Source organism: Deltaproteobacteria bacterium, assembly GCA_016874775.1.
Classification (GTDB): domain Bacteria; phylum Desulfobacterota; class Binatia; order Bin18; family Bin18; genus VGTJ01.
On sequence record VGTJ01000037.1, the window covers coordinates 17,218 to 36,832 of the forward strand.

Genomic DNA, 19,615 nt, shown 5'->3' on the forward strand with positions numbered 1-19,615 from the left:
CCCCAACCCCCAATTCAGAGCGGTCGCTGTCGCTGTTGGGTATACGTGAGAATCGCATTGACTGTAAAGATCAACAACATCAGAATCATGCTGAGTGCAATAGCGACTTCAAAATTGCCTTTGCTGGTTTCCATCACCGTTGCCGTCGTCAGCACGCGCGTATGACCAAGAAGATTCCCCCCGACCATCATCGAGGCACCAATTTCAGAGATCACGCCACCAAATCCGGCCATGATGGCCGCGAGCAGAGGCAGCCGTGCTTCACGTAGCAGTAACCACACAAGCTGTGCCCGTGACGCACCAAGCGCCAAGATTTGCAGACGCAGTTTCGGATTGAGCTGTTGGATCGCGGCAACGGTTAGCCCGGTCACAATTGGTGCGGCTATCACCACTTGTGCGATAATCATCGCTGTCGGTGTGTAGAGAAGGCGAAGAAATCCCAGTGGTCCACTGCGCCACAAGAAAATGGTGATAAAGAGCCCCACCACGACTGGTGGCAGGCTCATCCCTGTGTTGACAAGACTGAGAACGAGACGACGACCAGGAAAATCAGCCAGTGCAAGGTACGTTCCCAGCGGAATGCCAAGGAGCATACTGATCGCAGTAGCTGATAGTGAGATCTGTAACGACAGGAAAGTAATCCGCCAGACTTCCGGGTCACCAGAGAGGAGTAGCCACAGGGCATGTTTCGTGCCGGTAAAAACGAGATCCATCTCACGCCGACACGCCTCTTCGGAACACTGCAGTTAATTTTTCTCGGATGAGTTTGATGAGGTAGCGCCAAAAATTGACGGCAACGCCCTGCCTCACCTCCTCTCCCGGCATGGCTTTGATCTCAGCCTCCATCGCCGCAAAAAATTGGCCAATCATCATCTTGGCAGCACCGTCAATCATGCGCTGGCCCACGCTCGCCAAGGGACCACCAATTTGGATATCCCCATTGTAGGTCACTAGTGTCTGGCCGTTCTGGTCTGCCAAATCAAGTGCGCCGCTCCCTTTAATGAACCCTTGCTTGCCCTTCCCGTCGATCAACATTTTGTAATGTGCCGGTGGCTGGACTTCATCGAGCTTGATCTTCCCGGTGTAAACCCCCTTCACTGCAGCAAGGCCGACATTGATCTGCGAGCTGTATTCATTCTCACCCACAGCCTCCATCTTTTCACAGCCGGGTAAACATTTGGCGATGCGCTGAGGGTCAATGAGGAATTCCCAGACTTTCTGTTGGGGGGCGGGAAAGGTTTGTGTGCCAGTGATTTTCATCGTGATACGATAACGAAAGCTATAGAATTCGCGGTTGTCAACTGCACCTACCAAAGAATAGCGGAGAAAAACTGAGGATAACCGTAGCGAGAGCATCTCGCTAGTGAGATTGATCGATCAAACTAACGAGACGTGCTTCCACCAGCCAGCGGTGGAAAAATGCTGAGCTGCAATCCGTCAGTGAGTGGCGTGGTTTTCTCGACGTAGGTGTCGCCCGCAACCAGCATAGTGGCTTGTTCGTGGGGGATCTTGAGTGCGTCAATAACATCGAGGACAGTGGAACCTGTCGGTAAGGTCAGCGAAACACCTTCCTCACCAGGAGGAAGATGTTTCTTCAGGGTCGCAAACAGTTTGACGTGAATGGTAACGGTTTCTGCCATAGTCTAGTACCGCGGCACGTTGTGCATCACTGCACCATACGTGAATTGTGGTTGACGCCCGTCTTTGAAGCCTTGCCATTTTTCACGGCGTTTGATCGCACTGTGAATGACTCCCATCTCAGCTACACCATTTTCATCGCCAACATAGACCGCACCAACGAGTGTACCGTTCTTATCGACCACAACCTTCCGGTATGACTCTTCACTGCCCTTGGACGACAACATTTTCACGCTGTCTCCTGGGCCTTCACGAAAACGTCCGAGCTGTGCCAATGTCACGTTGAACAATTCGACGACGTTCATCCCCAAACTACCAGGGTATTCCTGCCTCTTGCCGGTCATATTCACGCCAGCCGCACGGCCCTGATCAATGGCAGTCGGCCAGATCGCGTAGATCGAACGATCAGCAGAGAGGAAGTCTTTGGTCTCAGCCACATCACCAGCAGCGTAGACGTCAGCTTGATTCGTCTGCAGATACTCGTTGACCAACACGCCTTTGTTAAGCGTAATACCACTGCTCTGCAGGAAAGCAGCATGGGGACGCACACCGGTCGCGACCACGGCCATATCAACCGTGAAAGTCTCACCACTCTTCAGCGTCACTTCAATGGCGTCACCTTTCTTGGCAACCGCCGAGACTAACGCGCCGGTCTTCACCGTCACACCTTCATCGCGGACGGCTTTAAGGAACAGATTTCCTGCTCCCTCATCGAGTAACTGCGGCAAAAGAATCGGTGCCATTTCCACGATCGTCAATTTGATCTTCAACTTGCGCAGTGCTTCTGCTGCAAGCATACCGATAAAGCCACCACCGATGACAACAGCGGTCTTAGCCCTCTCCGCTGCTTTCTTCATGCCGATCGCATCCTCAAGAGTCCACAAGTAGTGATGCGGTATCGACGAGAGTCCCTGAATCGGCGGCACGATCGTTTCTGACCCAGTTGCAATTAGCAGCTTGTCGTAACTGACCTTCTTGCCACTTTCTAACTCGACTTGTTTCGCCGAGGCATTGATCGCTTTGACGTTCTCATTCTCAACTAGTGAGACGCCAATCTTTTGGTAGTCAGGTTTCTGGCGGATCAACAGATCATCAAGCGTCATCTCGCCAGCGACATAATAGGGCAGCGCGACACGAGAATACGCCGGGCCGGTCTCGCGATTGACGATCGTGATCTCACCTTGTTTGTCGAATTTGCGAATGCCATCGACTGCGGCAAGCGCAGCCGCACTATTGCCGATCAGTACATATTTTGTTGACATGCCTGGTCTCCAACTTAATCACAGAGTGTGGAGCATAAAATCTTGGGACTTGGGGCTAGAGACTTGGGGCTTATGGGGAGGGGAAACTAGTCCCTAGCCCCTAGCCCCTAGCCCCTAGTTCTTACGTTTGCGGCAACCCCAGCGCAGCCGCCGCTTTTTGCTTCGCCGGTGCAGCCGCTGAGACAACGTCTTTGAATTCCAACGCGCCTGGCGTGCAGAACTGTACGCACTGCGGATCGCCATCGCAAAAATCGCAGTTGTGCGCCACGCCTTTGTCTGGCGAGAAGCCCATCACACCAAATGGGCAGGCAAGCAAACACATCTTACAGCCAATGCAACGATCATCGATCACTTTGATCTGCCCATCAGCTTGGCGTTGGATCGCTACAGTGGGACACACCGCGGCACATGGCGCATCGGCGCAATGGACACACACCATCGGCTGGTAGAACTGCTCTTCGTAGAAGTCGGCGACCTTAATACGTGAGAGGGCTGGAACAAACGCGCCTTCATGAGAGAACGAGCAGGACACTTCACACTCGCGACACGCTGTACATTTTTCTTGATAAACAACAATTTGTTTCATAACCCCTCCCCCTCTTACGCTAAACCAAGTTCGCGCAGTTTGTCTGACGTCGGACGCCCCTGCATATCCCAACCCCGTAGTTGATAGTACTCGTTCAACATCGGTTCCAGATCAACGACGTGTCCCTTGCTCGCTCCTTCGGTCAACGGCTCACTAGTGATACGCGGCGGCAAACTGTCATCCGCGCGGGTCAACCCGGCGGCATTGTTGAACATGCGCTCCAGCGTCCAGATACGCTCACCAATCTTGAGCATGTCCTCTGGTCCGCCGACATTGTAGCCCAGCGACTCACTCACCATCGCGGTGACGTCTTCACCAGGATTCATGTCGAAGGTCGAGAACAAACAGATCCCTGATGCATCGACGAACGAGGTGGTGTTTTGCAGAATCGTCAGCCAGTACGGTTTATCTTTCGGAGTGAATGGATCGAGCTTGATCGGATTACCGAAGTGCTCAAGGGAAATGGTGTAGCCACGCAGATGGCACGCGCCGCGATTGGAGGTGGCATACGCTAAGCCCATGCCGATCGAACCACGCGGATCGTATGCGGCAAAGCCCTGCTTCTTTGAGCCCATGAACAGTTCTGGGTGACCATAGTGTTCAGCCAGACGGAAACCACCTTCAGCCAGCCAATGCCCAATCGGTCCTTTACGGAATGCCTGCGCTTCGAGCAACTTGACCATGGCGTCGGCATCGCCAAATTTAAGTTTGAAGCCGATGTCACTTTCTGGGATATAGCCCTTCTCGGCGAGCTCGATCGCGGTCCCAATAGCGATACCTGCTTCGAGGGTATCCAAGCCATATTCGTTGCACAGATAGTTAGCCTTAATCACAGCAGCAAGATTATCGACACCACAGATCGTGCCGACACCGTAAATGGTTTCGTATTCTGGTCCTTCACCACGACCATCAAACTGCCCGTGACCAGTGACTTTGGTCACGCGACCGCAATGGATCATGCAGCTATGGCAGCCACGGTTACGGGTCATGAAGTCTTTCTTCACCACCGTGCCATCAACCGCTGCAGCTCCAGCAAAAACACCTGCTTGGAAGTTATTAGTCGGCAACATGCCCACCATGTTCATGTAGGAAACGGTGCCTGCAGTCCCGAGCATGGTGAGGCCACTAGTGGTTGGACCGGCCTTCAGTTTATCACGGCCTTTTAACACTGCCGCCGTGAATGCATCAGGGTTGGCAATCTTAAATCCTTTGGTGCCACGCACAGCAACGGCTTTCAAGTTCTTCGAGCCCATCACGGCACCGACGCCAGAACGGCCAGCGGCACGTCCCTTATCATTCATCACACAAGCAGTGCGGGCGAGGTTCTCACCCCCTTGACCAATCAACGCAACGCGCACTTCCGGGTGCGTCTCTTCGCGGATCATGTTCTCGGTGTCATCGACAATCTTACCCCACAGATGCTTGGCGCTACGGATCTCGACTTTGTCATCGTGAATGTAAATGTATGAAGGCTCTTTGGCTTTGCCCTCAACCATGAGGTACTCATAGCCCGCGTAGCGCAGTGCTGGCCCCCAGTAGCCACCAGAGTTGGAGCAGGCGATCGCGCCCGTGAGTGGCGACTTCGTGATCACCATGTACCGACCGCCAGTCGGCGCGTAGGTGCCGGTGACTGGACCAGTGGCAAAAATCAACGGATTGCGTGGGTCGAAGGCATCGATCTTCGGGTCCATATTATCCATGAGCAGCTTGCTCCCAACCCCACGACCACCGATGAAGGTTTTAATCATTTGCTCTGGCACCGCTTCTTTGCGGATCTGACCAGTGCTTAAGTTGACACGTAGAACAGTTGCGCCTTGCATAACGCCCTCCTACCTAAGCAACATTGCGAAGTAAGATTTAGTACGAATTTCTCCCCCAGTCTGTAGCACGGGCAATAGGGGGGGAACAAGGACGAGGAGAACGCAAACTGCATAGGCGTCTCATCTGTCGCGGTCGCAAAATACTGGTATTGGGGAAATTATCGGGCGTAAGAAATACGTGCCTGACAGCGGTGGAGAAGTCGTGGGCGATCACCATATCCGCCCATACTACGATGCATGACCTGCAGGTTATCTATGATAAGCAAATCGCCGACTTCCCAAACATGCTCTCGCACACCGAGTTTCTGTTGGACCGATTCGACGAGAGTTTGCACAGCTCCACAAGACTGTCCGTTTTTTTTCTGAATACCTGAGGATGAATCTGGTAGATATAAAGCGATCTGTTTGGTGAGGGGATGAGGAAGCAGCACTGGATGCTGTACATCCGGCGGCAGCTCGTGAGGAGCCGCCTTCTGGAAATCGCTGATTTCTGAAGCTCGTACACAAACATAGGCATCAGCCAAATCAGCTTTGTGTTCATCCTCTAGTTGCTCGTATGCGAGTCTGGAATCAAGAAATCCTGTGCGGCCACCTGTCGAGGGTATTTGGACACCGCTCAAGAAATTCACAATGAAGTTTTGCCCTGGCGGCCAAAAATCGCCATCGTGGTGCCAATATTCTGCAAACCGAACAGAAGAAATAATGCTACCGTCGGGACGGATATTACCGATACGGGCAATGCTGGGCAGTCCAGGTTCTTTATTGGCGAACGCGAGCCCCGCAGGGAGCTCGATCACCTCGCCCCATCTCGCGGCAAAGTCGTGTAACTGACGAGGCTCAATTGGTGGCTGGTTAACAATGCAGAGGACTCCATGGTGGGCCAATGCATCGAGCAATAAGCGAATGTCTTCATCAGCCAAATCGAAAATGCTCCGTTCAAGGCGAATGCGGACGCCTAACTGTCGGTGCTGACGTGGTGCCTCTTGTAGAGAAAGTTGTGGCAATGCCATGGATCAAACATCCAGTTATCCACACTTATGTATGCGCAACATTCCACACTGTTAAAAAGAAGACAAGTGCACAATGCTACGCGGTTATTCGTGTCGTTGCTCAGACGCTCCGTCGAGGCGGATACGTAGCATTTCAAGCCATTGCGGCAGCGCCGGGTCAGAGAACAATTCGGCATGGCTCGATTCGACAACGCGGATGTCGGCAGTTGGACCAAGCAAAGCGTGCCACAGAGCATACCGATCATCGCGATCGACGAAGACCGCGAGTACGTCGCCCTCGTAAGGACGTGGAACGTAGGATTTGCCAAGGCGCTTTGAGGCATAACAAAACGCTGGCCAGCGATTTTTCGGCAGGAGGCGAGTCGAGACTGGGTTCGCGTTCCGGCCATAGAGGTCGACGAGATGGTAGCTCAGCCACTCTAACAGTGGCTGGCGGATTCTGCGGTACGGAACACGAACCGCACGCTTTACTTTACCTCCTACGCGCCTCACCATGGACGGCACCAAGTTTCGTGGACTCTGCATCAGACGCCCTGCCTTGATCCCCGGGCCTAGCGCGTCGTATGCGCCGTTGACCACCGGCTCGCTCGGTTGGAGGTTCAGCGCGTTTCCACTCGTGAACGGCTCACTCGGGTCGAGCAGAAAAAGCAGTTCGATCCTCTCACCGGCATGACGCAGTTGCTGAGCGATCTCAAGCGCGACCAAGCCACCGAAAGAATACCCGGCTAGGCGGTAAGGACCATGAGGCTGAATCGTTCGGATGTTGTCAATGTGAAAGCGTGCCAGCTCTTCCAGCGAGTTCGCTTTCACAAAGCCGCTCCCCTGGGCCCACAGCGATACGGCATACAAAGGACAATCGACGCTCCAGAGCCCCTTTTGCGCAAGCTTGAGGTTACCTGTACTAAAGAACATGGGAGTTCCTCGGCCCTGCTGTGTGAGAGGAAAGATGAACTGAGGATTATCGAGCTTATGCGGCTGCGACCGCTCGCGCTCGATGCGCTCTGCGAACCGATCAAGCGTCGAGGCTTCGAACAGGGCACGAAAAGGGAGTGAGATCTTGAAGGCAGCTTCGACCTCGAGCATCACTGTCACACCCGATAAAGAGTCTCCTCCAATCGTGAAGAAGTGATCTGTTCTACGCACCGGGTGAATACCGAGCGTACGCTCCCAAATGCGGATAAGGGTACGTTCGGTGTCGGTTCCCTCATCCTGGTTCAATGTTGAGGTGGTCTCCACTGGTATGTCCGCTGCGCGAACTCGAATAGTGTTGCGATCGACTTTCCCGCTTGGCAACAATGGGAGAGCCTCGCAGAAAACAAATCGCGACGGGACCATCGTTGCAGAAAGGATCCCCGACAGGTACTGATGGAAATCCTCGGCACTCACACAGCAGCCTGGCTTCATAACCACGGCAGCGACAATGGAGCGTGTACCCGAGGTTGTCGCAAACCAGGTTACCGCCGCCTGGGTCACGCCAGGATGACTCAAGAGAGCTGACTCTACTTCCATAGGTTCGATGCGCACGCCACGCACTTTTATCTGGTCATCGTTACGGCCAAAGTAGTGAAGGGTCCCGGTGGCATCCTCCACGACGACATCGCCGGTCCGGTAGAACCTCTGTTCATTGGCACCGATGGTGATAAATCGCTCCCGTGTCAGTTGCTCATTGCCACGGTAGCCACGGGCCAGCGCTGGACCACCGATCCAGAGTTCACCCTCGACACCGGTCGGGACTTGCACTCCCTGCTCGTCCATCACTTGTACGTCGACGTGGGCCAGCGGCCGGCCGATCGGAGCCGAGACTGAGTGCGCTAAATGGGCGGTCTTGTCGTGGCCGAGCTGATGTCCGGTCGCCCATACCGTCGTTTCGGTTGGGCCATAGAGGTTCCACGCGGTATCACCGATATCGATCAGTCGCAACGCAAGATCGCGGGGGAGCGCCTCCCCATGGCTAATGGCGATCCGTAATCGTGGGAAGTCAGGAACCGCCGCGAGCGCGACCGACCACACCGATGGCCCTGTCATCAGCACCGAGACCTCATGCTTGCGGATCTCGTTGGCGAGACGACGTGGACCCAGCACGAGACTCCGATCATACAGAATGACGGCGCCTCCGGTGATCATCGGCAGGTACATCTCAGCCACGGAACTATCAAAGCCGACCGTCGAGGTCGCCAAGTAGCGGTCAGACTCGGAGACCCCGAGGAGATCACGTGCGGTGATGAGCAGTCTCACCACATTGCGGTGCTCGACCTCAACTCCTTTCGGCATTCCCGTACTCCCGGACGTGAACAGGATGTAGGCGAGCCGGTTTCCGCCTTGTGGAAGCTGCTGCGAGGGGCACGACTCGCCGGACCTGGCCCTTAATCTCTCGACCTCGACGAACACAGGGCTCGCTGGCGTATCCTCTGTTATATGTATCGAGGCTTGAAGTTTTTGCAGTAACGATGTGTGACCAAGGACAAGCGTACATCCTGCACTGGTGATGATGCGACGCGCTCGCTCGGGTGGATCATCTGGATCGAGCGGCACGTAGCATCCGCCAGCTTTCAGAATTCCAAGCAGAGTAGCGAGAAGATCAGACGTCCTGTGCATCAGCACCCCGACGGGCTGTTCAGCGCCGAGTCCCCACAGGATCAGCGCGTCAGCAATTTGGCGCGCGCGCGCCTCCAGGGCGCTGTAAGATGTCGCACCAGAGGCGTCGATTACGGCTGTAGCCTCAGGCCGCCGCCGGGCTTGGAGGGCAAAGAGCGTAAACAGATTCTCGTCAAGCATACGAGTATCATCAATCGTCATCGCGGCCTCAATTCTACGGCAAACCCTGGCGCTGGTTCCCAGTGGTAACCACCACGCACTGCCGGCCCCTCAGAAAGCGCAGTCAGGGAGTACCCACGTGCAAGAACGCGCAGGAACACCATGCCGAGCCGGATAACGACTCCTCCCATCGGGCATTGGTGATGATCAACTCCAAATGGCGCGTAACACTCTTTTCCGGGCGTTTCCTTCAAGAACCTCTGTGGATTGAAACTGTGCGGTTCTCTAAACATACTCTCCGCATGATGGGACTCCCAAAGGCAAAGTCGGACGGTTGCATTCCGCGGGATAAGAAACCCCTCAAAAATGAAGTCGCGCTTCGCACGACGCATCAGTCGCTCACTCTGGTCGGTACGTAGCGTCTCCAATACGAAAGCCTACGCCAGCGGTCGCACCCACTCATGGCCCATGTCTTCAGCACCGATGCGCGCGAGCACCGCCGGCTCATCGGCGACATGCCGCGTCAGCCACCGAAACCAGTTCTTTAGATCGGATCGGCCCATCTCCGCTTGATAGATCACGTTTCCGAGTAGGGTATCGTCCAGCGTCCCCTGTTCCACCATTTGTGCCACCAAACCACCTTTCCGCAGATTTCCGCTGCCAGTACGTATCGCTGTGACCTCAGCGCGCAAATCATCGCGGAATGCGCGGAAGGCATTCTCCTGCCGCTGCTGTGGATGCCATACAAGTCCATAGGGACCAAGTTCGCGAAAGTGTGCCAGGAATCGCTCATGCACTGCGGTTCCCGGCTCAGCTCCAAAGAACAGCCAGGTCACCACGGCTGTTGCTATGGCCGACATCGCAGTGGTGTATGCGTTTGCCGCGTTGTTATGTTCACCGCTTCGTTGGACATAATCGCGCAGTGCCGTAGCGACAATCGCTTCGAGCACCGATTCATTAGCAGCCAACTCAATGCCGTGCAGAGCTTGCAGGATTGCCCTGCGGTAGAGCCGATGATCATCCCCTTCCATGATGTGAAGGAGCCCTTTCGGAATGAGGTGATCGAGTTCCATGGAAATGACCCGCAGATCCGACCCATGTTGTTGCGTGATTTCCCGGCACCGATCGAGACCGACGATGAAAATACACAATTCACCCCAGGCAATCCCTTTGAATATGGGTCCTAACACCTCTGCGCGCTGGCGCAGGGTATCGCGATCGGCTCTCTCCAACGGGTCAAGTGCGATGAAGTCGCCAGGCGGCAACGGGTGACGGGACAGGGCGGCCCGGATGCGTGCATAGGTAACCGGATACGGCTGGAGCCAGTCAAAGAGCGTAGCCTTCATTGTCGAGAACCTCGGGACGATAGTAACCAGCAAACAAATTGTATTATAGGAAACCAGGGAGCGCAAAATTGACCGCCCCCTCTTATACAAAGTACAAAGCTTGACGGTTCGCCGGTGCAGCTATATAGCTTGCCAGCGGAGATAAGGATGAGCCTATCATTGCACAATTATTTCATGGACCGTGCGCTAATGCTGGCTCGGGTGTCCCTGGACGAAGGCAATGGCCCGGTGGGTAGTGTCATCGTTAAGGACGGCCGAATCTTAGGAGAGGGACGCAATCTCGTTCAAACGAGTGGTGATCCATCTGCGCACGGTGAGATGGTGGCGATTCGCAACGTTGCAACCAGCCTGAAAACGACCGATCTATCCGGGACCACAATCTACACAACAATGGAACCCTGCCCGATGTGTTGTTGGGCGATCATAACCGCGAACATCCCCACGTTGGGACTCGGGGCGCGTCATACCGCATTCAAGCATAATGACTTGGGAAACTATTCGGTTGAGGCGCTAGCCACAATGACAGGTAGGCGGCTGCAGATCATCACTGGTGTGAGGGAAAGGGAATGCTAAGATCTACGCTATGCCGCTCTTGAGTTAATGGTGCGCAGATCATGGGAGAAAGGTCGCGATGGCGGCTGTGCGAGAAGTGAGGACCAGTCTCCAGCCATCGATTTGGGCATAGCAAACAAAACGCGCTTCGCTACCGTTTGGCTCCAGGCACACCGAGTGTTCGCTACCGTTTCCTGCAGGATCCGACGGTCACGACCGTAAGCGATGGTCATCAGTGCGTACATCACCATATCGCTAAGATCATCCCAAACGCATTAGCTCCCGGTTGATTTCGCAGCTCATCGCGAAGCACAAGTTGAGTTACATAACCGACTGGTCCTGGCACGTTGCTGCAGTCACTAGCAACCCTCTGGACCTCACCGCCCCTTTCGCATTAGAGTGCCCTTGATGAACCTCATTAGCGAACTCAAAGCGATTCAGGACAAACACGGCTATCTCCCCGAAGATGAGCTGCGAGCCTTTTCCCAACGCACGACGACACCGCTATACAAGTTGCAAGCAGTCGCGAGCTTTTATCCGCATTTTCGCTTGCGACCGCATCCTCAGCTCGACGTCAAAGTTTGTGCGGACCTGTCATGTCATATCGCTGGGGCTCAACGGGTCCTCGCGGGTGCGAAACAACGACTCGGAAGTCAGACAAGTTGTGAAATTGGTACGACATCCTGTCTCGGTCGCTGTGACCAAGCTCCTGCCGTTGCGATCAATGACACCATTTATGCTGGGGTCACTGATCAGCGACTTGAGGCACTATTGCAAGCGTTTCTACAAGGAACCGCCCCGGATGCTTCATTTGTCCAACAGGGATCAACGACTTACAACATTGATCCCTATACCCAGCCTGCAGAACGCTTCTCTATGCTGCGCGAACTCTTGTCGACGCAAGATGTCGCTCGCGTCCTCCAGACACTCAAAGACAGTGGTCTGCGTGGCATGGGTGGCGCCGGATTTCCTACCGGCTTGAAGTGGGAAATTGTTCGCAATGCCACCGGCGAACAAAAGTATGTTGTCGTTAATGCCGATGAGAGCGAGCCGGGTACCTTCAAAGATCGCTTCTTGATGGAACGCTTTCCCCACCTTCTGCTCGAAGGCATCTTACTCGCAGCATACGTCGTCGGTGCTCGCCAGGCGTATATCTTTCTTCGTCACGAATATCCGCAACAAGAACATGTGCTGGAACATGCGCTTGCCGAAGCACAGAAGGCTGGACTGATCGGTTCGCCGATTGGCAACTCAGGCTTCTCGTGTGAGGTCGAACTGTTTGTGAGTGCTGGTGGTTACATTTGTGGTGAAGAGACCGCACTGCTAGAAGCATTGGAAGGCAAGCGAGCCGAGCCACGCAACAAACCACCGTTCCCAGGTACACATGGTCTGTGGGGAAAACCGACATTGATCAACAACGTCGAAACATTGTGTATGGTCCCAGGCATTTTGAAACGCGGGGCAGCGTGGTTCAAAAGCCAAGGGCGTAACGAGAACGGGCTCAAGTATCTTGGTCTCAGCGGTCATGTAGCAAAACCTGGAGTCTACGAAGTTCCCCTGGGCCTTTCGGTCGCAGAACTGATCGACCAGTATGGTGGTGGCATCAGCAACGGAAAAAAGCTGAAAGCGGTTTCACCTGGTGGCGCTTCATCAGGATTCCTGCCAGCCTCAATGAGCAACATCGCGCTCGACTTTCAGGCCTTAGCCCAAGTCGGCTCGATGCTCGGTTCAGGTGCAGTGGTCGCACTCGCCGAAGGCACGTGCATGCTCGATGCCGCACTGAATGTTGTGACGTTCTTTCGCAATGAGTCGTGTGGCAAATGCGTTCCGTGTCGCGTGGGCAGTGAAAAGATCGTCCACATCCTCGACCGTGCAACCAAGGGGCAAGCGACCACAACTGAAATCGATCTCATTGGTGAGTTGGCCGAGACTATGCAGCTCACATCGATTTGCGGACTCGGTCAGGCTGCGCCATTGCCGATTACTTCAGTGCTGAAGTACTTCAAAGAGGAAGTGATGATGCATCTGACGGAGAAGCGATGTTCAGAAGGTGTATGTTTTCGCTAAGGGGTTGGGTGCTGGGAGTTGGGATCTAGGCTCTAGAATAAAAGAATTGGATACGTAACTAGAGGAGTCTCTCATCCGTCATGCCCGCGCAGGCGGGCATCCAGGATCTTCAAGCAGAAGCCTGTAGCTATTCCTCCTGGATTCCCGCTTTCGCGGGAATGACGCTACCACAAAATTTCCGTTGATCTTTTAACGTTTTGACTTTTGCAATTTGACTTCTTTTTATGAGTACCGCCCCACAACCCCCGCCCCCCGCCCCCCAATCCGCCATTATCCTCGCTGGCGGCAAAAGCTCGCGCATGGGCCAGCCAAAAGCCCTTCTCCCATTCGATGGCGAGCCGTTGATCGTGCACACTGTTCGCACGTTGCAGCAGCATTTCGCTCAGGTCGTCGTCGTCGCTGCTCCGGGTCAAGAACTTCCAGCTTTGCCTGTGACACTGGTGTGTGACGAGGTTGCGTATCAAGGTCCGGTAGGCGGTATTCTTTATGGTCTCCAAGCAGCGTCTCATGAAGTGTGTTTTGTCACCTCGTGCGACGCGCCGTTTCTTACTCTTCGACTCGTTAGCTATTTTCTGTCACTGATTGAGAACTACGACGTTGTCGTTCCATTCTGGGAGGAGCGTCTGCAACCATTACAGGCGGTGTACCGCCGCAGTGTCGCTCCGATGCTGCAAGAGCAACTACAACGCGGCGAGTTGCGGCCCATATCCCTGTACAAGAAAGTTCGCACTCATGAGGTCCAGCCTCATGACATCCGCCGCTTCGATCCTGACGGACTCAGTTTCCGCAACATGAACAGTCCGGAAGATTATCAGGCAGCACTGGCCCTGTGGCAGCAACGCCATCAGGCGTTTTCCTGTGTTATCGAACTCTTTGGCGTTGCGCGTTTGAAGGCCAAAATGGAGCGGATTCCGCTGACTCTCGCGCCAGGGTCCACTATTTGTGATGCCCTCTCTGCGGTGGTTGAGGCCGTACCGGATCTACTCAACACCGTCATTGCTCCCGACCGCAAATCTCTGTTGGCTGGCTTTTCCTGTAATCTGAACGGCACCCAGTTTTTGCCTAATGATATACACACGCCATTGCACTCAGGAGATAGTTTGCTCATTCTTTCGAGTGATGCCGGAGGATGAGCCATGTACGGCTTTCACGGTCGCCTGCTCTACATCGATTTAACCACGCAAACCTCACACTGGGTCGCACTCGATCCCGAAGTCCTGCGCGCGTATCTCGGTGGTACAGGACTAGGAACCAAGTTGCTCTACGACTATGCTCCACCAGCCGTCGATGCATTTGCGCCAGAAAACCCGTTAATCTTTACCACTGCACCACTGGTCGATACCGGTCTGACAACCACAGCCAAGTTTGCGGTGGTGACTACTTCACCACTCACCGGTCTCATTACTGACTCTCTCTCGTCAAGTTTTTCTGCGCTTGAGCTGAAACGCTGTCAGCTTGATGCGATCGTGATTGTCGGGCGAGCGACCTCTCCAGTCTATTTGACTATCACGGACAGTGGTGTCGGTTTTCACCACGCTACACATCTTTGTGGAAAAAGTGCGCAAGAAACCGAAACAGCGATTCGCAACGAACAGAAAGAGCAAAGCATACGCATCGCAGCTATCGGTCTGGCTGGGGAACGTCTGGTACGCTTTGCCACCATCAGTACGGAAGGACGCCATGCCGGTCGTGGTGGCACTGGTGCCGTCATGGGCGCAAAGAACCTCAAAGCGGTTGCCCTGCGTGGCACCAGCCGCGCACGTGTCGCCGATCCTGAAGCGGTCGCGGCCATTGCTGACACGTTGCGCACGAAAAGTCTCAGTTCAGTCACAGCTAAATATCGCGAGATCGGTACGGTCGCCAACCTGTCAGTCTTTAATCGACTTGGTGTATTACCGACCCGTAACTTCCAGCAATCCACCTTTGAACATGCTGAGCAACTCAGCGGTGAGCATCTGATGGAGGAAGCCGCAAGTCGTGTTCAAGGCTGTGCGGCATGTACGATTCGCTGCGAGCGATTGTTTAATGCGCTCAACGGCAAGCCACAACGGTTAGAATATGAAACGCTCTTTGCTCTCGGACCACTGTGTGGGATCGAAGACTCACAGGTTGTCCTGCGTGCTGCGCAGCTATGCGATGAGTATGGACTCGATACTATCAGTACCGGTGGCACTATCGCCTGGGCCATGGAATGCGCAGAAAAGAATCTTCTTCCGGATGCGCAACGCCTCGGCTTGCACTTTGGTAACGCTGACGCTTTTCTTGCGACTATTACCGCTATCGGTGAACGTACAGGTCTCGGTGCGTTACTCGCAGAAGGTTCACGTGCTGCTGCAGTAACGATTGGTGGAGAAGCCGAGCATCTCGCCATGCATGTCAAAGGTATGGAACTGCCTGGCTACGAACCCCGGAGCTTGAAAACGATGGCCTTAGGACTTGCCGTAAGTTTGCGTGGTGCGTGCCACAACCGTTCGGGTGCTTATGAGGCGGATTTTTCGGGGCAAGTCGATCGCTTCACTATCGACCCGCAACGTGGCGCTCTGGTCGCCGCATCGGAAGATTTCTCGGCCATTATCGATTCACTGATTGTGTGTAAGTTCCTGCGCAAATGTTTCACCGACTTTTATATTGAAGCAGCAGAGATTCTGAGCAAAGTGACCGGCTATCCATTCACTGGTTCTGAACTGCAACACACCGGCGAACGGATCAATGTGTTGAAGAAGCTTTTTAACCTCCGACAAGGATGGCAAACGCACGATGACTGGCTCCCCGTTCGCCTATTGAGCGAACCACTCCCTACTGGCGTAGGCAGAGGGATCGGGCTGACTGAATCCGAGTTACGTGCCATGATTGGGGGGTACTACAAAGCTCGGGGATGGGGCGCGAACGGAAACGTTCCGCTGGAGAAGCAACGAGAATTGGGAATAGATGATGGGACACGTAATACGTAAAACGGGAAGAGTGGGGCTAGGGGCTGGGGGCTAGGAACTTGTTTTTCTTTTTTCCACAAGCCCCAAGTCCCTAGCCCCTAGTCCCATATCGTACGTATGACGAGCAACAAAAGGATTAGATTATGACCGCAGCCGCCACAGAACAAACGACACTGATTACGCTAACAATCAACGGCCAAAGCGTAAGCGTCCCTACCGGAACAACCATTTGGGAAGCTGCGCGACAGCTCGGAATTGATATCCCAGTACTGTGTCATGATCCACGGCTTGATCCAGTTGCCGTGTGTCGAGTGTGTGCGGTCGATGTCAAAGGTGCGCGTGTCGCGCAAGCCGCGTGTATTCGTCAGGTCGAGCCAGGCATGGAAGTGCAAACCCACAGTGAACGCATCGAGCGCTCGCGCAAGATGCTGGCTGAGTTACTCCTCGCTGACCACCCAACCCCTTGTGCCAAACATCAAAAGAACGGCAACTGTGAACTCGAACTGCTGGGCGAACAATACGGTTTGCTCAAGGTTCCCTCGCCCCGCAGGGGAGAGGGTCAGGGTGAGGGGAAGGTAGCAATTCGCCTACCTGCTCGCGTCACAGAAAACGGCCATGACCCTTCATCCCCAGTCATCGCCGTCGATCACAACGCCTGCATCCTGTGCGATCGCTGTATTCGTGGCTGCGATGATATCCAAAACAATGATGTCATTGGTCGCACTGGCAAAGGTGCGCACGCCCATATCGGGTTTGATTTGAACCTGCCGATGGGCAAATCGACTTGTGTCGCTTGCGGCGAGTGTGCATCGGTGTGTCCCACGGGTGCACTGTTTAACAAACCGTTGACTGTCGATGTCGCATTACCACAGACCAAAGCGGTGGATTCTGTTTGTCCATATTGTGGTGTTGGTTGCGCAATCACCTATCACGTCAAGGACAACAAGATCGTGCAGGTCAGTGGCCGTGAAAGTCCGGTCAACCACGGACGATTGTGTGTAAAAGGTCGCTACGGCTTCGATTATGCCCTGCACCCACAACGTTTGACTGCGCCGTTGATTCGTAAACCGGAAGCGTACCCCAAAGGACCATTGTCACAAGACGTGCGTGGCGCCGATGGCAAATGGCAACGTAAGCCCGGTGGCATCGTCGATTATGCCGAGGTCATGCCCGCATTTCGTGAAGCAACCTGGGAAGAAGCGCTGACGTTAGTCGCCAGCAAACTCAAAGGCATTCGCGATCAACATGGTCCTGGCGCACTGGCAGGCTTTGGCTCAGCCAAATGCTCGAACGAGGAAGCCTATCTGTTTCAAAAGCTGATTCGTGCCGGGTTCGGCACCAATAACGTCGATCACTGCACCCGGCTGTGTCACGCGTCTTCAGTAGCCGCCTTGCAAGAGACCATTGGTTCAGGCGCCGTCTCTAACGTTTTTGGCGATATTCAATATGCTGATGTCGCAGTGATTATTGGCTCGAATACGACAGAAAATCATCCGGTCGCGGCTACCTTCTTCAAACAAGCGGCTGATCGCGGCACGAAACTTATTGTGATCGATCCGCGTCGCCCGACCATCGCTGACCATGCGCAACACTATGTGAGATACAAACCAGGAACTGATGTCGCGTTCCTCAATGGTGTTATGCACGTCATCATTGAAGAAGGCATGACCGATCCAACCTTTATCGAGCATCGCACCCAGAATTTTGCGGAGCTGGCTGAGACCGTCAAGCAATACACGCCAGAGATGGTCGAAAAAATCACCGGCGTTCCTGCCGATGAGATCCGCACCATTGCTCGCGTTTATGGCAAAGCAAAGAATGCGATGATCTTCTGGGGCATGGGGATCTCACAACACACGACCGGTACCGATAATGCGCGCTGTCTCATTTCGCTGTGTCTGATGACCGGCAACATTGGACGTCCAGGAACCGGCTTGCATCCGTTGCGCGGACAGAACAACGTCCAAGGCGCGTCAGACTCCGGCCTGATTCCGATGGTCTACACCGATTATCAACGTGTCGACAACCCGCAAATCCGTGCAAAGTTCGAGAAAGCGTGGGGCGTAACGCTCGATCCCAAGCCTGGACTCACTGTGGTTGAGATTGCCCACGGTGCACTGCATGGCACCATCAAAGGCATGCACATGATGGGCGAAAACCCGTTTCTCAGTGACCCAAACATCAACAAAGTACGCAAGGCGCTGGCCAATCTTGAGTTCTTAGTGGTGCAAGACATCTTCCTCACCGAGACCGCAGAATTTGCCGATGTCATTCTGCCAGCGTCGAGTTTCCCAGAGAAAGACGGTACCTACACCAACACCGACCGGCGCGTGCAAATCGGGCGCCAAGCGATTGCTTCCCCAGGCCAAGCCCGACCAGATTGGCAGATTATCTGCGATATCTCGACGCGCCTGGGCTATCCCATGCACTACAACTCAACTGAGGAAGTCTTCACTGAGTTGGCAGCATTGTCACCCAATCTGGCTGGCTTGAGTTATGACAAGCTTGGCACTAGCGGTGAGTTGTGGCCATGCCCTGATCCGCACCAACCTGGACAGTCTGTGATCTTCACGGAGACATTCCCGAGTGGCAAAGGCAAGTTCGTTCCGGCTGAATTTGCTCCCGCCAACGAGCTACCAGATGCCAAGTATCCGTTAGTGCTCAACACCGGGCGTGTCTTAGAGCACTGGCACACCGGCACCATGACCCGTCGCTCCAAGGCGCTCGATGCCATCAAGCCAGAAGCATTCGTCGAAGTGCATCCAGAAGATCTCTACGCTCTAGGTATTCAAGATGGTGAGATGGTGAAAGTTAGCTCCCGACGTGGGACCATCACGCTAAAAGCGCACATCGGCGTACGCACACAAAAAGGCAGTGTCTTTATTCCGTTCCATTTCCGCGAAGCCGCAGCCAACTTGTTGACCAACGACGCACTTGATCCGTACGGCAAGATTCCGGAGTTCAAGTTCTGTGCGGTAAAAGTGGAACGCGCCTAGCCTGGGAGCGCGGGCGTCCCGCCCGCAAGACCTGAAAATGCGACCGAGACGGTCGCGCTCCCAGCTATCCTAAAACGCAAACAGCGCATCAAACTGCAGACGATTCACTGAGAAATCAGATTCCCCCCCCCCCGCACGATTTTGCCACTTTTGAGGCGGACAGAGTTCGTCAGCACAAGCTGGGGGTTACGAATACGTTCGATCGCAATGGCGTCCGAACGGCCAAAGTAGTAGTCGGCGGCAGCAAGCGTTAGCAGCGAGTTTTTCGTTGGTGCAACTGTCAGTTGTAGTTGTTCTCCCAACATGTAGGAATCTCGGCCAGGAAAGAATCCTTTCACTGGCCACTGACCGGCAGCAATTTTCAGACTGCGGAAGAAATCTTTGCCTTCGAACAACGTTAATTCTTCAGCCGCACCTTCAGGAGAAAGGTCCTGGTCAAAAATTCACTCAGACGCCATCACTGCCCAGGGACGGAAGAAGTTCACACTAAACTTTCCTGCCGTTAGGCATGGGCAAGAATTAAGTTACCGATTAAGAGCGAGGAAGAAGCGTATAGTTCCAATCGCCATGAAACTTACCGGGTTTGATATTGAGCGCTTGAAACTCATCGTCGGAGACCTGTAGGCCTTTGGGATAATCGTTGGCGTCCAAGGT

17 protein-coding genes are annotated in these 19,615 nt (G+C 54.3%); 5 read left to right on the forward strand and 12 right to left on the reverse strand.

The window, feature by feature from the left end:
* Positions 1-14: 14 nt before the first annotated feature.
* From FJ147_08590 to FJ147_08635, 10 genes are all read right to left on the reverse strand, one after another.
* Complete coding sequence (locus FJ147_08590; GenBank protein ID MBM4255940.1) at positions 15-713, reverse strand: ABC transporter permease subunit; 699 nt, start codon at positions 711-713, stop codon at positions 15-17.
* A gap of 1 nt (position 714) precedes the next feature.
* Positions 715-1,356 carry a carbon monoxide dehydrogenase subunit G gene (locus FJ147_08595; GenBank protein MBM4255941.1) on the reverse strand — a complete coding sequence of 214 codons (642 nt, stop codon included), beginning with the start codon at positions 1,354-1,356 and terminating at the stop codon, positions 715-717.
* A gap of 26 nt (positions 1,357-1,382) precedes the next feature.
* Entirely contained in the window at positions 1,383-1,640 is a 258-nt protein-coding gene (locus tag FJ147_08600) for a MoaD/ThiS family protein (GenBank protein MBM4255942.1), read from the reverse strand.
* A 3-nt stretch (positions 1,641-1,643) separates the two neighbouring features.
* Positions 1,644-2,900, reverse strand: a complete 1,257-nt coding sequence (locus tag FJ147_08605) for an NAD(P)/FAD-dependent oxidoreductase (GenBank protein ID MBM4255943.1) — start codon at positions 2,898-2,900, stop codon at positions 1,644-1,646.
* A 121-nt stretch (positions 2,901-3,021) separates the two neighbouring features.
* Positions 3,022-3,486, reverse strand: coding sequence for a 4Fe-4S dicluster domain-containing protein (locus FJ147_08610; GenBank protein ID MBM4255944.1), 465 nt, complete (start codon positions 3,484-3,486; stop codon positions 3,022-3,024).
* A 14-nt stretch (positions 3,487-3,500) separates the two neighbouring features.
* The gene (locus FJ147_08615) at positions 3,501-5,306 is read right to left on the reverse strand and encodes an aldehyde ferredoxin oxidoreductase family protein (GenBank protein MBM4255945.1); all 1,806 of its coding nucleotides are present in this window, start codon (positions 5,304-5,306) and stop codon (positions 3,501-3,503) included.
* A gap of 158 nt (positions 5,307-5,464) precedes the next feature.
* Positions 5,465-6,316 carry a TauD/TfdA family dioxygenase gene (locus tag FJ147_08620; GenBank protein ID MBM4255946.1) on the reverse strand — a complete coding sequence of 284 codons (852 nt, stop codon included), beginning with the start codon at positions 6,314-6,316 and terminating at the stop codon, positions 5,465-5,467.
* A gap of 84 nt (positions 6,317-6,400) precedes the next feature.
* Positions 6,401-9,112, reverse strand: a complete 2,712-nt coding sequence (locus tag FJ147_08625; protein ID MBM4255947.1) for an amino acid adenylation domain-containing protein — start codon at positions 9,110-9,112, stop codon at positions 6,401-6,403.
* Entirely contained in the window at positions 9,109-9,462 is a 354-nt protein-coding gene (locus FJ147_08630) for a cytochrome P450 (GenBank protein MBM4255948.1), read from the reverse strand. The genes FJ147_08625 and FJ147_08630 overlap by 4 nt, the downstream gene beginning before the upstream one ends.
* A 45-nt stretch (positions 9,463-9,507) precedes the next feature.
* Entirely contained in the window at positions 9,508-10,416 is a 909-nt protein-coding gene (locus tag FJ147_08635; GenBank protein MBM4255949.1) for a hypothetical protein, read from the reverse strand.
* Positions 10,417-10,563: 147 nt separating this feature from the next.
* Between FJ147_08635 and FJ147_08640 the strand changes: the two genes are divergently transcribed.
* The 5 genes from FJ147_08640 to FJ147_08660 all read left to right on the forward strand — a co-directional run bounded on the left by FJ147_08640 (position 10,564) and on the right by FJ147_08660 (position 18,961).
* Positions 10,564-10,989, forward strand: a complete 426-nt coding sequence (locus FJ147_08640; GenBank protein ID MBM4255950.1) for a nucleoside deaminase — start codon at positions 10,564-10,566, stop codon at positions 10,987-10,989.
* Positions 10,990-11,376: 387 nt separating this feature from the next.
* Positions 11,377-13,035, forward strand: coding sequence for an NADH-quinone oxidoreductase subunit NuoF (gene nuoF, locus FJ147_08645; GenBank protein MBM4255951.1), 1,659 nt, complete (start codon positions 11,377-11,379; stop codon positions 13,033-13,035).
* 224 nt (positions 13,036-13,259) lie between these two features.
* Complete coding sequence (locus FJ147_08650; GenBank protein ID MBM4255952.1) at positions 13,260-14,168, forward strand: hypothetical protein; 909 nt, start codon at positions 13,260-13,262, stop codon at positions 14,166-14,168.
* Positions 14,169-14,171: 3 nt separating this feature from the next.
* Positions 14,172-15,986: an aldehyde ferredoxin oxidoreductase family protein gene (locus tag FJ147_08655; GenBank protein MBM4255953.1), complete on the forward strand. Its 1,815-nt coding sequence runs from the start codon at positions 14,172-14,174 to the stop codon at positions 15,984-15,986.
* A gap of 122 nt (positions 15,987-16,108) precedes the next feature.
* Positions 16,109-18,961: a formate dehydrogenase subunit alpha gene (locus tag FJ147_08660; protein ID MBM4255954.1), complete on the forward strand. Its 2,853-nt coding sequence runs from the start codon at positions 16,109-16,111 to the stop codon at positions 18,959-18,961.
* Between the two features lie 104 nt (positions 18,962-19,065).
* Here FJ147_08660 and FJ147_08665 read toward each other — a convergent pair whose 3' ends face one another.
* Both FJ147_08665 and FJ147_08670 read right to left on the reverse strand, forming a co-directional pair.
* A complete protein-coding gene (locus FJ147_08665; protein ID MBM4255955.1) occupies positions 19,066-19,356 on the reverse strand; it encodes a hypothetical protein in 291 nt (96 codons plus the stop codon).
* Positions 19,357-19,492: 136 nt separating this feature from the next.
* A partial coding sequence (locus tag FJ147_08670; protein MBM4255956.1) for a hypothetical protein occupies positions 19,493-19,615 on the reverse strand: 123 nt, incomplete at its 5' end.